Annotated in this window: 11 protein-coding genes and 1 pseudogene; 3 read left to right on the plus strand and 9 right to left on the minus strand. The window is 38.1% G+C overall.

All coding sequences use genetic code 11. The features are described from left to right. Positions 1-13 precede the first annotated feature (13 nt). From KI375_RS11215 to KI375_RS11235, 5 genes are all read right to left on the minus strand, one after another. The gene (locus tag KI375_RS11215; protein ID WP_244852545.1) at positions 14-1,162 is read right to left on the minus strand and encodes an ABC transporter permease; all 1,149 of its coding nucleotides are present in this window, start codon (positions 1,160-1,162) and stop codon (positions 14-16) included. Further along, positions 1,159-2,157, minus strand: a complete 999-nt coding sequence (locus KI375_RS11220) for an ABC transporter permease (protein WP_207451043.1) — start codon at positions 2,155-2,157, stop codon at positions 1,159-1,161. The genes KI375_RS11215 and KI375_RS11220 overlap by 4 nt, the downstream gene beginning before the upstream one ends. Before the next feature lie 72 nt (positions 2,158-2,229). After that, positions 2,230-4,173: an ABC transporter substrate-binding protein gene (locus KI375_RS11225; RefSeq protein ID WP_212973583.1), complete on the minus strand. Its 1,944-nt coding sequence runs from the start codon at positions 4,171-4,173 to the stop codon at positions 2,230-2,232. A gap of 160 nt (positions 4,174-4,333) precedes the next feature. Further along, a complete protein-coding gene (locus tag KI375_RS11230) occupies positions 4,334-5,713 on the minus strand; it encodes a sulfatase family protein (protein ID WP_212973584.1) in 1,380 nt (459 codons plus the stop codon). A gap of 570 nt (positions 5,714-6,283) precedes the next feature. Beyond that, complete coding sequence (locus KI375_RS11235) at positions 6,284-7,063, minus strand: phytanoyl-CoA dioxygenase family protein (protein ID WP_212973585.1); 780 nt, start codon at positions 7,061-7,063, stop codon at positions 6,284-6,286. Positions 7,064-7,244: 181 nt separating this feature from the next. Here KI375_RS11235 and KI375_RS11240 point away from each other — a divergent pair, with 181 nt between their 5' ends. Beyond that, positions 7,245-8,150, plus strand: coding sequence for an AraC family transcriptional regulator (locus KI375_RS11240; protein WP_212973586.1), 906 nt, complete (start codon positions 7,245-7,247; stop codon positions 8,148-8,150). A gap of 82 nt (positions 8,151-8,232) precedes the next feature. On the opposite strand, the gene KI375_RS27950 is transcribed toward KI375_RS11240, so the two are convergent. Further along, the gene (locus KI375_RS27950) at positions 8,233-8,400 is read right to left on the minus strand and encodes an FIMAH domain-containing protein (protein WP_374706837.1); all 168 of its coding nucleotides are present in this window, start codon (positions 8,398-8,400) and stop codon (positions 8,233-8,235) included. Between the two features lie 57 nt (positions 8,401-8,457). Beyond that, positions 8,458-8,631 (minus strand): annotated as a pseudogene (locus KI375_RS27955) (alpha-L-rhamnosidase C-terminal domain-containing protein); the annotation flags it as partial. Between the two features lie 634 nt (positions 8,632-9,265). Here KI375_RS27955 and KI375_RS11250 point away from each other — a divergent pair. Then, positions 9,266-10,750, plus strand: coding sequence for an FAD-dependent oxidoreductase (locus KI375_RS11250; RefSeq protein ID WP_212973588.1), 1,485 nt, complete (start codon positions 9,266-9,268; stop codon positions 10,748-10,750). Between the two features lie 202 nt (positions 10,751-10,952). On the opposite strand, the gene KI375_RS11255 is transcribed toward KI375_RS11250, so the two are convergent. After that, positions 10,953-11,198 (minus strand): YkuS family protein, encoded by a 246-nt coding sequence (locus KI375_RS11255; protein ID WP_242698250.1) that lies wholly within the window; start codon positions 11,196-11,198, stop codon positions 10,953-10,955. 58 nt (positions 11,199-11,256) lie between these two features. Next, complete coding sequence (norA, locus tag KI375_RS11260) at positions 11,257-12,435, minus strand: multidrug efflux MFS transporter NorA (protein ID WP_212973589.1); 1,179 nt, start codon at positions 12,433-12,435, stop codon at positions 11,257-11,259. Positions 12,436-12,672: 237 nt separating this feature from the next. Between norA and KI375_RS11265 the strand changes: the two genes are divergently transcribed. After that, positions 12,673-13,662 carry an ABC transporter substrate-binding protein gene (locus KI375_RS11265; protein ID WP_212973590.1) on the plus strand — a complete coding sequence of 330 codons (990 nt, stop codon included), beginning with the start codon at positions 12,673-12,675 and terminating at the stop codon, positions 13,660-13,662. Positions 13,663-13,773: the final 111 nt, after the last annotated feature.

Here is a 13,773-nt window from a genome sequence, read left to right on the forward strand (position 1 = left end):
CTCGCTCACTCCTCTATTTATAAGGATCTGCCGCGTCGCGCAAACCATCACCAAGGAAATTAAACACTAACACCGCCACAATGATAAAAGCTGCTGGCCATAGTAACCAAGGGTGATGCGCTAAATTCTCTAGTTTCTGCGATTCTCCTAATAACACTCCCCAACTTACTACAGGCGCCTGTAAACCAAGACCTAAAAAACTCAAAGAAGTCTCTCCCAAAATGGTTGCAGGAATGGAAATCGTGACATTAATAATGATATAACTCGCAAAGGATGGGACGAGATGCTTCATAATAATCCGAAAATTACTTGCCCCGGCAAGTCTTGCTGCCATTGTAAAATCCTCTTCTCGCAGAGAAAGTATTTTCCCACGGACAACCCTTGCCAGCCCTGTCCAACCAATAATGGATAAGATCATGACCATCCCTAAATAAATTTGGCTTGGCGACCAGCTTGATGGTAAGGCAGCAGCTAACGCCATCCACAACGGGATTGTTGGAATACACATTAATAAATCGATTAAACGTTGAATGATTGTATCCGTGACTCCACCAAAATAGCCGGAAATTCCTCCAAGGATAACCCCAAGAATAATCACGAGGATAATCCCTAAAAAAGCAAAGGAAAGGGATATTCTTGAGCCATGTAAAATTCTGCTGAATAAATCACGTCCAAGCGAATCTGTCCCCATGAGAAAAAATGGAGCGTCCGCCTCTTCTAAGCCAATAATATGGCGATTAGTTTTAAATAACCCCCAAAATTTATATTCCGTTCCTTTTGTGAAAAAATGAAGATAATACGCTTTGGACTCATCTTCCGTAAAATTTTTTCGAAATGTTTCCTGATCCATTTCTTCTTTTAGATCAAAGACAAAGGGACGTAAGCTAAATCCATTTTCCGGATGGACAAAATGCAGAGTTTGTGGAGGTGCATATTTATAATCAGAAAATCGTTCTGCTGGAACATGCGGGCTTAAAAATTCAGCAAATGCTGCTAAAATTAATAAAACAAGCAAAATAGGTGCAGAGATAATCGCTAATTTATGCTTTTTAAATTTCAACCACATTAGTTTCCATTGTGAAGCGATTTCATAATGTTCATCTGCATTTTTATTAGGCTGAACAGGTATTTGTTGATTATTCGTAGAGATTTCAGGATTCACTCTTCCACCCCTCCAAACCTTATTCTAGGATCTAACCAGGCTAGTAGAATATCAGATATTAATGTGCCAATGATCGTTAGAATACTTAATAGTAGAATAAAGCTTCCAGCTAAATACATATCCTGGTTCATTAGGGCCTCCAATAACATTGGTCCTGTTGTTGGTAAATTTAAAACAATTGATACGATTGCTTCTCCTGATATAATTGCTGGAAGCGTCCATCCAATTGTACTAATAATCGGGTTGATGGCCATACGGACAGGATATTTAAACAATAGCTTTTTCTCCTTTACTCCCTTTGCTCTTGCGGTAATCACGTACTGCTTTTGTAATTCGTCCAGAAGCATGCCCCGCATCACACGGATTAAACCGGCCGTTCCTGAAACAGCGATGATAAGAACGGGCACCCAAATTCTTTGTAACATATCTAGAATCTTGTCAATGCTCCACGGCGCTGACACATATTCAGGAGAAAATAAGCCCGTAATGGCCACTCCCGTATTAACAAACACGGTGTAAATGACAAATAAAGCAATTAAGAAATTCGGGATAGCCAGTCCAATAAAACCAATGAATGTAAAAATATAATCAAAGATTGAATATTGGCGAATCGCTGAGTAAATTCCGATAGGTATTGCGATAATCCACGTTAAAATTAACGTTAGAATCGAAATCACGATTGTTAATCCTAACCTCTCGCCAATCACATCTTTTACAGGTTCATTCCAAGTAAAGGATCGGCCAAAATCACCATGGAAAATAATATTCTTAATCCATATAAAATATTGGGTATATATCGGCTTATCAAGCCCATATTGTCTTTGTAAACTCATAATCGTTCCTTCAGATACTTCCGTTCCTGACAACTCCAGCTGATTAATATAGGTTGTCAAATAATCACCGGGAGGTAGTTGAATTAACGCAAAAGATATAATACTAATGGCGATGATTAGCGGGATCAACTGTAATACACGATGCCCAATATAATTTAACATCCTATCCTCTCCTCTTTTAGGAAGGAACTTAGGTAGCTTTATTGTAAATAGAGCTACCTAAGTTCTATAGCATTATTCTTTAAAAAACATTTGTTCACCGGCAAAGTTAATTGCAATTGCTAAACCATCCTCTGTTACATTTCCTAAATTCGCATTGACAATTAACGGTTGCTTTGCATGCTCAATATGGACAAAATAGTATATATTATCGTGCATTTCTTGCCGTAATTCATCCATTATTTCTACTGCTCTTTCTGGTCCACTGACATTCATCTCATCCATCAAGTCATAAAATTTCTTCACATTCTCAGGCGGTTCTTCACCTTTTTTTCCACCTGATTTCCACCAGTCATGCCACATCCTTCCCCAAAATCCTGTTCCCAAATCCTGCATATAATAGAGCGGGGTGTGCGTCCACATAATCGATGCTTGCAGCTCATTCGCCTCACTTTTGTTCCCATGCAGGTTCGAATCAATCGTTTTGACCGTAACGTGGATGCCGATCTCCTTCCACATTTCTGTCAGCAATTCCGCTAGTGGGACAATATCAGGTGCCGCCGCTTGTACTTCAAAAGGAATCGTAAATCGCTTGCCATCTGGACCTTTTCGATATCCGTCCTTATCTTTTTCCATCCCCATCTCATCTAACAACTCATTTGCCTTTGCAATATCAAGCGTGCTATCAATCATCGTAGATGGCTCAGCAAATCCGTAATAGAGGGTTTCAATAATCTCATCACGATCAATCGCATAATTAAGCGCTTGTCTAAAGCGTAAATCTTGAACAACTTCGCGCCAGACAGGATCATCATAGGTCATATTTAAGAACACATCTGTCGGGGTTAGATGCATATCTGCTAAAATCGCTTTATATCCACCCTTCTCAGCATTTTCACGGTAAACAGGCATTTTCGTTAAAGCCGTTGCTTCACGATTGAAATCTACTTCCCCGGCAATAACCTTTAATGCCGTTACTTCTGTATCTTGCACAATCGCACTTTTCAGACTATCAATATAGGGAAGCTGATTTCCTTCAGGATCCACCTTAAAATAATAAGGATTTCGTTCATAGGTCACATGCGTTTTTGTCTTTTCTTTTGGTAACCACGGATACAAAACAGGGAAATCTGCCGCATTGGAATGATTTAGTTCCCTTTCTGTAATATCCAGATAGTTAAAATTATTAACCCAATCTGTGTCTTCGCCTTCATCAAAGTTATTTTCTTTAATGCTTTCTTCTAATTCTTTAGGGTCTGCATAATCTTTATGGAATTTCTTTAAATAATGAGCTGGCTTTAATAAATCAGCATAGCCGCGCCAGTTTTGGATCGCCAAGCTAATCGGGAAGCCGCCATTTGCTTCATCAAAAGAAATTTTAAAGGTGTAATCGTCGATAACATCTAATTTCATAGGCGAACCATCTACATTTCCGCCCGAATGAAGCCAGCCTGGTAAAATCGATGTAATCTCCTCATTAAACTGAACATCTTCAATAGCAAATCTCACATCTTCCGTTGTAACCGCTTCACCATCAGACCAACGCAATCCCTCTCTCATATAAAATGTAAATTCTTTTTCATCATCGGAAACTTCATAATCTTTCAGTACATTCCCCGTTATCTCTTCGCCTAGAATTCCCGGCGTATTTAAGAGCGGTTCATTATTCATAACAAATAAATCAGGATCCCAATCTATACTTTGAGCAACTGTATTTAACGTGCCCCCATATTTCCCTATTTCAACAGTAAGCTGATCAGTTGGTAATTCATTGGGAATCTTGGGTTCCTTCGGTAGTCGCTCTTCAACCGGCGGGAGGTCCATTTCATCAAGCATCGGTGCCTGTTTAAACTCCGTAATCTCTGTTACATCTACCACTTTTTCTTCCAGTTTCTCCGTATCCCCCTCTTTCTTAGCATCTTTTTCAGAGGTGGTTGGATTGCTTTTTGAAGAACAGCCGCTAATGACCATTGATAATACGAGTAAAAAGATGAAAAGTAATCTAAACGAGACTTTCATTTCCTTCCTCCTTTACAACATTTTTTTGGGATAATGTTTTAACGCAATATTCCGACATTTTTCTGTCAAATTCCTCCTTTCTCATTTAAATGTATATAATAGAAATTTCCCAACAAAACTTGTTAGGAAATTGTTCCATCTATTTCAATTTTTTCAAAGTCTAACTTTTCACACCTCTATCAATGCGCTCTCTCCTAGGATTTTCCTTCCACTCATCCCAATCCAATCCATATTCCTCTAAGACCTTTTTGATCCTTCCTTTAAATGGAAGTCCTTCCGTTCTTAAAATATATTGCATTGGATCCTCCTGCCCCCCAATCTTCCCCTTTACCCAGGTATGCAAGCGAGTATGCAAGCTCTTTGCTTGGTCTGGGAGAGAATCGACAAGATTCGTCGTTTCATCAGGATCAATTAGGAGATCATATAGTTCTGCAGGCGGGCGGGTAAAAGGACCAGCATCATAGGTTTCAATATATTTAAATTGTTCGGTTCGAATGCCTCTTGCTGCTTGCCAAGCACATTCACTTAGAAATATTTCTTGATGATGTTTGTCACTCGTTCCCTCTATTAATGGGATAAGACTCTTACCGTCCAGATCATTTGGAATATCCTGCTGCAGCCATTCCAATATAGTTGGCATGATATCCACATGCTGAACGAGGGATTGAACCTTCTTATTGGTTGGGAGCTGGCCTGGCCAACGCATAATCAGAGGTATATGAACCGTTTGTTCATACAGGCCACAATGATCCCAATAAATATCATGTTCTGTCAGACTCTCCCCATGATCGCCGAATAAAACGAGCAGTGTATCCTCTATTATGCCTTCTTCCTCCAAAAACCTATCTAAATCTTTTAATAAATCATCTAAATAACGGACTTCCGCATCATATAATGCATTTACATAGTCTGTATCGGTAATGCCGCCAAGTAAATCATAATGATGATATTTAAAAAATGGATAGGCAGCATGATTAAACGCTGGTTCCATACTTTTATTCGCAGGGTTATATGGCTCCTTCGTTTGGTCATAAAAAGTTGGGATATAGCTCTTAGGTGGTAAATAGGGAGTATGTGGATCCCAATAATGAAGAAAAAGGAAAAAATCCTCATCTTTATGCTCTTTGATCCACGGTTTCGCCAATGAGTTGATATTTTTACCATCAATCCATCTGGTAGGTTGCTTCGCATTAATATAATAACGATACCCTCTTGCGAACCATTCTTTTAAATTGTACATATTATCAACGGCGCCAGTGGTAAAACCTTTTTGCTGTAATAGACTAGGGAGCCATTGCTGATTCTTAGGTAAATAGGTTGATGCAGATCCATGTGAAACAACCCCAGTTGTTAATCCAACCTTCCCAGTAAAAATACTTGTATGGGCAACCTCTGTCGGTATGTCCGAAGAGAAAGCGTTTTCAAAAAGTACACCTTCATGCGCAATTTTATCCAAATAAGGGCTAGTCGGGAGGGGATAACCATAACAACCTAAACGATCCGCCCGTAAAGTATCTAGAGAAATAAATATTACTTTCATTTTGCTCCTCCTTGTTGTAAACATACTTAAAAGTGTGTGTTCAAAAGAACCAGTCGGGAGCTGACAACAATCACTAGCTTCCGACACTCGTACATCCTGCTTTCGCACAAGGAAAGGCGGTTTCTTTTCCAAGAAGCGGACTTGGCCGTGTTGAGGTAACCTCGATGTTCGACAAAACGTGTCGATTCTTATCCAAAGAGTATTTATTCCGCTGTGTCATTTTCACCGGATTTTTTGAACATCCTCTTAAACTTATTTTTCATTTTACTAAGGGGATCCCCATAAGTCATGGTCGATTAGGACAATTCATATGGTTTATCCAGCCAATTTCTTGGATATCATTTTGATTATCTGTTTTTCTCTTTATTTTTCATGGAATATATTTAGCAAACCGAAGGATTCCCAACTAAAGAGAACCCTCTTATGAGAGGATTCTCTAAAAAATTTGCTCATGATTGTTTTTAGATATTCTAGGAGATTTTGTAAGTGAACAAAAACAAAAAGGCTTCTATGCATTTGCTTCACACTTAGAAGTTATACCTAATAAACGAAGAGCTCTTCGTTTGTTTATTAAGCCAACCTTGGGAACATCCCACCATTTAGCAAATCACCTTTTTGCAAATCAAGATGATCAATTGTGACATGTGGTTTTCCGTTGAAAACGGTACCATCCGGCATAAAAATAATTGCTAATACCCTTCTTGGTTTATTTGTTTGATTTGAATAAGCGCTATGGAGGGTTAAGCCGTGATGAAAAGTACAACTTCCTGCCTTCAATGGAACCGTCTTCGCTTTATCTTTATCTAATCCCTTTACATCTTTAAAAATATCATGGCCATCAACAAGGTCGACCGCGTTCAATTCTTTTAACCTATGCGTTTTTGGTAAAAATTTCATACATCCATTCTGCTTATCTACATCATCTAATGTTAACCAAATAGAAAGTGCACCGTCTTCCTCCATGGGCCAATAAGGAAAGTCTTGATGCCATGGTGTTTCCTTAGAATCATTTGGCATTTTTAATAGAGCATGGTCATGAAATAATCGTATCCCCTTGTTCCCAATTAATTGGCTGGCCATGCCAGCCAAACGCTCTGATAAAACAAACCTAGCCATACCGCCATGATCTCTCCATGTGTTGACTCGCTGATTTAATACCTTATAATAAGCATCGTCTTGTTCGCTCGTTTGGATAGAGCTCCGACTCTTATTGTTCATTACCTCATCCATGAATGTACGTAACTCTGCTACTTCGTCTGTGCTTAAGACATTATCTACCTGTACAAAGCCATTTTCTTGATAATAGGCAATTTGCTCTTCAGAAAGTCCTTTTCTACTATCATGAAACATTCAAACCTCTCCTTTAGAATAAAATTAGATTGCTAGCCTTTTTAAGCTTAATATATTCCTCTTTTCGTTACTTGGTATATTTGCTATAAAAATGTGACTTTTTGCCAATAAACTCGTCTTATGGGAGTTATTTTTCATATGTTATAGTATATATACCTTTAATTTTTGAGGAGAGGGAATCATGAAACAACAAAATATGAATGAAGTTTTACGCGGAAAACAATTCTTTACAAAACGAATGTTTCCATTTCATATTGAACGTTATCGTATTTTGAAAGATAATTATATTCCTCCCCATACTCATGACTTTTTTGAATTGGTATATGTCGTGAGGGGGAATGCTCATCATCAAATTGAAGATAAAACATATGAATTATCTGCTGGAAATGTATTTATACTTGAACCGAGTATGTATCATCGGTTTCGTGCTTCTCTTAGCCATGATACGGTTGTTTACAACGTGCTTTTTAATAAAGAATTTTTACATAGGGAATTAAATACGTTGAGCACCATGCCTTCATTTGTAAATTTCTTTTATTTAATACCCTTTTTACAAAAACACTCATCATTCATTCAATTTTTACCACTTCAACTTGTTCAAAAGATTCAAATTGAAAAACATCTAGATGCTATCTATCGGGAATATCAAGAAAAAGAAGACGGCTATCAATTTGTCATTAAGACTCGTTTAATCGAGGTACTTATCCTCCTTAGTCGTTATTACAAAACCAACCAAGGAAAACAAAATATCTTCATAAGTGATGATGAAGCCATACAATCCATCGCTCATTTTTTAAAAGAACATTGTAATCAACCGATTTCCTTGAGCCAACTTAGCAAAACCTTCGGGATTAGCGTATCCTCATTAACAGCAAAGTTTAAAGCGCATACAGGTAAAACATTAATTGAATTTAAACATACTGCTCAAATTCAACAGGCCTGTTACAAACTTCAAGAGAGCAAAAAGAAAATATCAACGATTGCGTTAGATTCTGGATTCAATGATCTTAGCCATTTTAATCGAGTTTTTAAAAAACACACTGGTACAACACCAAGTCATTACCGATCAAATGGCGGGGAATCTTAGAGACTAAAAAAAAGGAGCTTCCAAAAAGGCGTTACCTTCCCCCTTTTGGATAGCTCCCTATCACCCTCTCCAAATTCTTGTTTTACTTACCTTGCCATTTCTGAATAAGCGAATCTGCATCCGTATTCAGAAGCTCATACAATTCTTTAGAAATCGAGTTGTTTTTTAGCTGATATTTAAGCAATTGCTTGAATCTTTCCATATGTTTAATGACCTTTGCAGCCGCTCCATTTTTCTCAAATTTCGCCACTACTTATAACAATCGGTGGATCATTTCTATCATTCGCTCAAGTACAATTTTAAGATATCAAATTATTCTAACTTTAGTTGGTGCAATAATATTTGAATCCATCTCTCCATTTCTATATCTATTTATCTCGATAAAAATAACTCCAATAGGTGTATTTATTGAACCAGAACAATATTCTAATTCAGGTAAAGGTAGAGGCTGAAAAACCACCTCCTTATAACCAAGTTTTACCGGCTTGACCCCCTAAGATATATTGACTAATCCATTGAACGGGGGTGCTTGACCAACTATGGCATAAGCTCATACATAAGAATCATATCCTACATAAGTTATTTGCATTTTATGGAAATCTCTTTTCTCAGTTAAAACGGAACTCAAGCACACATCTGGATCATATTCCACGCCTGCTCTTGTAATCCGAAATTGGAACAACACTTGGCAAGCCAAAAGGCGGATAGAGGGAATATTGGATTAGTCGGTTTATATGCTTTTAAAAATTCAATCGCTCTAGTATCGGAAACGCCCTCACTTAGACTCCCCATTAATGAGACCCTGGCTATTCTCTTCCTTTAAATCAAGTTCTTTCCATTCTACTGGCTTGCCTGGTTCTGGAAATTTCTTTTCGTAATCATAAGGGCTGCATGAAAAGCACACCAATATTCCTGCTCTTCCATAGGCACCCATTTTAAAAAAGGGTAACACATTCCTTGTGGTAATATATTTTCTTGTTTCTAACCAATCTGTCATATATTTTTATAATAAAAAGGGACCTTTTGTCTGATACAACAGCTGCTTTATCTAGTTTACGCAATCATTTTTTAAGGTAATAGAAGAACAGGATACTATTTCAAGGAGGCGCATACTTATGGATCCATTACCAAATAATAATCAATCTTTCTGGAAATCGACTATAAAGGCACCATCCTATCCTACTTTATCTAAGAATTGCGAAGTAGATGTGGCCATAGTAGGTGGTGGAATTTCGGGTATTTTGACTGCATTTTCGGCCGCAAAGGCTGGCTTATCTGTGACTCTATTAGAGGCTCGTGATTTTGTTAGCGGAACAACAGGAGGAACCTCAGCGAAATTGACAGCACAACATCAACTTATCTATGATGATTTGCTTAATAAAAATGGAGTGGATGTAGCGAAGCTCTATTATCAGGCCAATAAGGAGGGCTTGCATTTTATTGAAAGTTTAGTGCAGGAATATGACATCGATTGTGATTATGAAAAAATAGATGCCTATGTCTATGCTCAAACAAAGGAGGAAGTAGAACCATTAGAAAAAGAAGCAGAGGCTTATAAAAAGCTTTCTATTCTTGGTGGCCTGCAAATGGATTGTCCTCTTGATTTGGATGTACATTCCGCCTTAATCATGAAAGATCAGGCCCAATTTAATCCGGTTAAATTTTCATTGGGAGTGCTAAAAGAGATTGATCATCTAGGTGGGAGCGTCTACCAGAATACCATGGTGACAGATTTAAAAAAAGAAGGAAATTGCATCCATTTATCGACTAATTCGGACTGTACGGTGACAAGTAAACATGTTGTATTCACGACTCTTTTTCCGACCTATGATCCCGATTCCTTTTATGCAAAACATTTGCAACCTGTCACATCACATTTATTAGCGCTACGTTATCCTCAAGATTTTCCAGGTGGTATGTATATTAATGTGGATCGCTCAGTACGAAGCATTCGTCACACTAAGGTAAATGATGACGAGTATCTTCTAATTGGCGGGGAAACACACAAAACCGGTGATCAACATTCCACTGATGATCGCTATCAGCAATTAGCTACATTTGCAAAACAAACATTTAGTACTTCTGAGGTCCGCTCATACTGGTCCGAGCATGATTTGGTTACAGAGGATCGTCGTCCATTAATGGGATATCTCGCTTCAGAGGATGAGAATATCTATACCATTACCGGATTAAATAAGTGGGGATTAACTAATGCTGCAGTTGGCGCAAAATTAATTTGCAACTTAATCATGGAACAGAACAATCCATACCAAGAAATTTTTGCTCCTAATCGATTGCAAGCTAATGACGAGAAAGAAGATTCTTCTTTACAAGCAAAAGCAGCGCATTTAAAAAAGAATCAAGCAGCAACCGTTGAAATCGATGACCAACAAATTGGCCTATTTAAAGATCAAAATGAGGATATTCATTATTTAGACCTTGCTTGTACCCATTTGGGATGTGAGGTGCACTGGAACGATGGTGACCACACATGGGATTGTCCTTGCCATGGCTCTATTTTTAATAGTACCGGAAAAGTAGTAGCCGGTCCTGCCGTGCAAGATTTAAAAAAGGTAGATCCTAATGATATTTCTAATTAAAAAGAGACTGAGACATACCTAAAATGCTAAATCCCAAAGACGGACAATGTATTTCCTTAGAGGAGGAGAATCCTGCGGGTTGAAAGTTCGGCAAGACTCCGGCAGAAGTCTTGCCACTCGCCCGCATTTCCGGAGCAAGTATATGCACCAAACTAGTTCGTTTTTTCTTTGGTAGAAACACTTTTGTCCCAGCCTCTTCTTCTTATCGATGCAATCTTTGTTCTACATCTTCAACAATTTGCTCTACAGACATGCCTTCCATGCTCACAAATGGAAAATCAAACTGCTCAGCTGCTGCATCAATTTCATTTAAACTTCGAACAACCGCAAGATTGGATCCTTTTGCTTCTTCCTCATTTGTAAACATAAAGACTTCATGCCCCTTTTGTTCTAGAGCATGTTTCACATCTTCAAGTGGCGTTTCCACAGCAATTTTTGCCAATTCCATCACCTTCCCTTTTTTTAATAATGATTTGGAAAGGTTAGTATTCCCGTGATAAAGGGATTTACTCATTTAAAAATTGCGGTTCCTCAATCGATTTTGGTTTTTTCCACTTTAAAGCAAGGACAACGCCGATCACTAAAATGATCGCTGAAAAATAGAAAGGATAATCTAAATTTACATCAAAGAGCATCCCGCCGATAATCGGACCAAAGATATTACCGATACTTGTGAACATGGAATTCATTCCCCCCGCAAATCCTTGCTCATCACCAGCAACTTTTGATAGATAAGAGGTGACGGCTGGGCGCATTAAATCAAAACCTACAAAGAGAATGATGGTGACAAACAAAATACTCATATACGTTTTCACAATGGTAATCAAAAAGACAAGGAGTGCGGAAAAAATCAAACTAAACAAAATAAGACGTATTTCCCCGATGTATTTTGTTAGACGATCAAATAGAATCACTTGTGCAACAGCTCCTAAGAGGGCCCCACCAGTAATGACGATCGCTATATCCTTCGGAGTAAAGCTGAATTTATGATCGACAAATAAACTAAAAATCGACTCAAACGACGCTAACCCAAAAGAAAAAATCATAATGATCATAAAGGGAATAAAATAAATCGGCGCAAAAACACGTTTAAATCCCGGCTTCTGCTCTTGCTTCTGTTCATCTTGATTTCGCTCAGGTTCCCGAAGCATAACAACAGAAAAAATGGCCGCAATAAAAGCAAGAAGCGATGCGGAGAAAAACGGAATTCGCGTGCCAATCTCCGCAAGGAATCCCCCAACACCTGGTCCAACAATAAAACCTGTCGATATAGCTGCTGACATATAACCTAATGCCTTTGATCGAGTTTCCACTGTCGTGATATCTGCTATAAACGCCGTTACAGCTGGCATAATAAAAGCCGCACTTACTCCACCTAAAATACGAGAAAAAAATAACACGATCAGCTCCTGCCCAACCGCGAATAATAATTCGGAAACACTAAAAAATAACAATCCAATCACAATCATTTTTTTTCGCCCAAACTGATCTACCCATCGTCCCGAAAACGGGGACATTACTAACTGGGAAATGGCAAAGGCAGCAACCATATATCCAACAACAGAACCGGAAATACCTAGTTCATTCATAAGCGTTGGCATTACAGGGATCACAAGCCCAATTCCTAAAAATGCGATAAATAAATTTATTAATAAAATCGGTAATGTAAATGTTCTTTGTTTCATCATTCTTTCTCCTTCAAGGTAAACTTCCTAAAAATACTACCTCGAAGTACCTATAGAGTCAATATTTAAGAACAAATTGCTTTAAAATCAATTTCTTTCACTGATTTATAATTTTTCAAAAATTTATTTAAATGGATAATCTCCCCTTGACAGTCTCATTGAGAACAGTTATCATTCATGATGATATTGATATTCATTCTCAATTAAATCAAACATATTATACAAGGGGGAAGACATTTGAAGAAATATACAATTATTCTGTTCATCTTCTTCATTACTTTATTAGCAGCATGCTCAGCTGAAACTAATACTAATAAAGAAGCGGATGATCATCAGGAAGAATCAAAAGTGCAAGTCAACGAAACAGACAACAAAGCCGCTTTGGAAGAGGATGGTGTGGATGAGACCGCGCTAGATGAGGCCTTGGAGCAATTTCCCAAAGAGATTCCAGAACGGATCATTACAACTTCTGTTCCTATTACAGAAATGCTTCACCTATTAGAGATCACGCCAATAGGTGTTCCAACCTCTACCAACCCAATTCCCAAAGAATTTGAGGAGATCGATCAGATTGGCTCACCAATGCAACCTGATCTTGAAGTCGTCACAAGTTTAAATCCTGACCTTATTATCGGTGCTAAATCTTTGGAAAGTTCATTAGAAAAAAATTTAGAAGGTATCGAAATGGATCGTGCCTACTTAAACACAGATTCCTTCCATGATTTAAAATTAAGCTTCAAAGTGTTAGGAACTTATTTTGATAAAACAGACAAAATGAATGAGGCTATGAGTCAGATTGTAGAAAAGGAAAATGAGTTAGCAGAACGAGCTGAAGGAAAAGAACTACCTCGTGTTCTCTTAATTATTGGTACATCGGATTCCTTTATGGTCATGAATGAGAAATCCTATTTGGGTAGTATTATTGAAACACTAGGAGCTGAGAATATTGCAACAACAGTTTTAAATGCGACAGAAACTTATTCGCCGATCAATATGGAAGCTGTTGTAGAAGCTGACCCAGATATTATTTTTGTATTAGCATCAGGGGATCATGGTGCTTCAGAAGATATGTTCCAAAAAGAAATTAATGATAATGACGTGTGGACGAAGCTTGCTGCATATAAAAACGACCGAATCCATATTCTGGACTATGACGTTTTTGGCGTAACTTCCATTCTCAACGTTGAAAAGGCTTTGACAGAAATTGCCGACTATGTTTATCAGTAATTATTTTCCACCTCCGAGTGGTATCTTCCTGAGGCTGAGACATAATTAAGCTCCAAGGACGAACAGTGCATTACGCAGCGGGGGAAATATAGATAGACTTCTGCGGGCCAC

This window comes from Bacillus sp. J14TS2, from assembly GCF_018333015.1.
Classification (GTDB): domain Bacteria; phylum Bacillota; class Bacilli; order Bacillales; family Bacillaceae_C; genus Lederbergia.

What these genes read in the sequence shown, in the direction of transcription:
- KI375_RS11220 (WP_207451043.1), bottom strand. Translation starts at nt 2,157, where the DNA reads ATGTTAAATTATATTGGGCATCGTGTATTACAGTTGATCCCGCTAATC.
- KI375_RS11225 (WP_212973583.1), bottom strand. Translation starts at nt 4,173, where the DNA reads ATGAAAGTCTCGTTTAGATTACTTTTCATCTTTTTACTCGTATTATCA.
- KI375_RS11230 (WP_212973584.1), bottom strand. Translation starts at nt 5,713, where the DNA reads ATGAAAGTAATATTTATTTCTCTAGATACTTTACGGGCGGATCGTTTA.
- KI375_RS11235 (WP_212973585.1), bottom strand. Translation starts at nt 7,063, where the DNA reads ATGTTTCATGATAGTAGAAAAGGACTTTCTGAAGAGCAAATTGCCTAT.
- KI375_RS11240 (WP_212973586.1), top strand. Translation starts at nt 7,245, where the DNA reads ATGAAACAACAAAATATGAATGAAGTTTTACGCGGAAAACAATTCTTT.
- KI375_RS11250 (WP_212973588.1), top strand. Translation starts at nt 9,266, where the DNA reads ATGGATCCATTACCAAATAATAATCAATCTTTCTGGAAATCGACTATA.
- KI375_RS11255 (WP_242698250.1), bottom strand. Translation starts at nt 11,198, where the DNA reads ATGGAATTGGCAAAAATTGCTGTGGAAACGCCACTTGAAGATGTGAAA.
- norA (WP_212973589.1), bottom strand. Translation starts at nt 12,435, where the DNA reads ATGAAACAAAGAACATTTACATTACCGATTTTATTAATAAATTTATTT.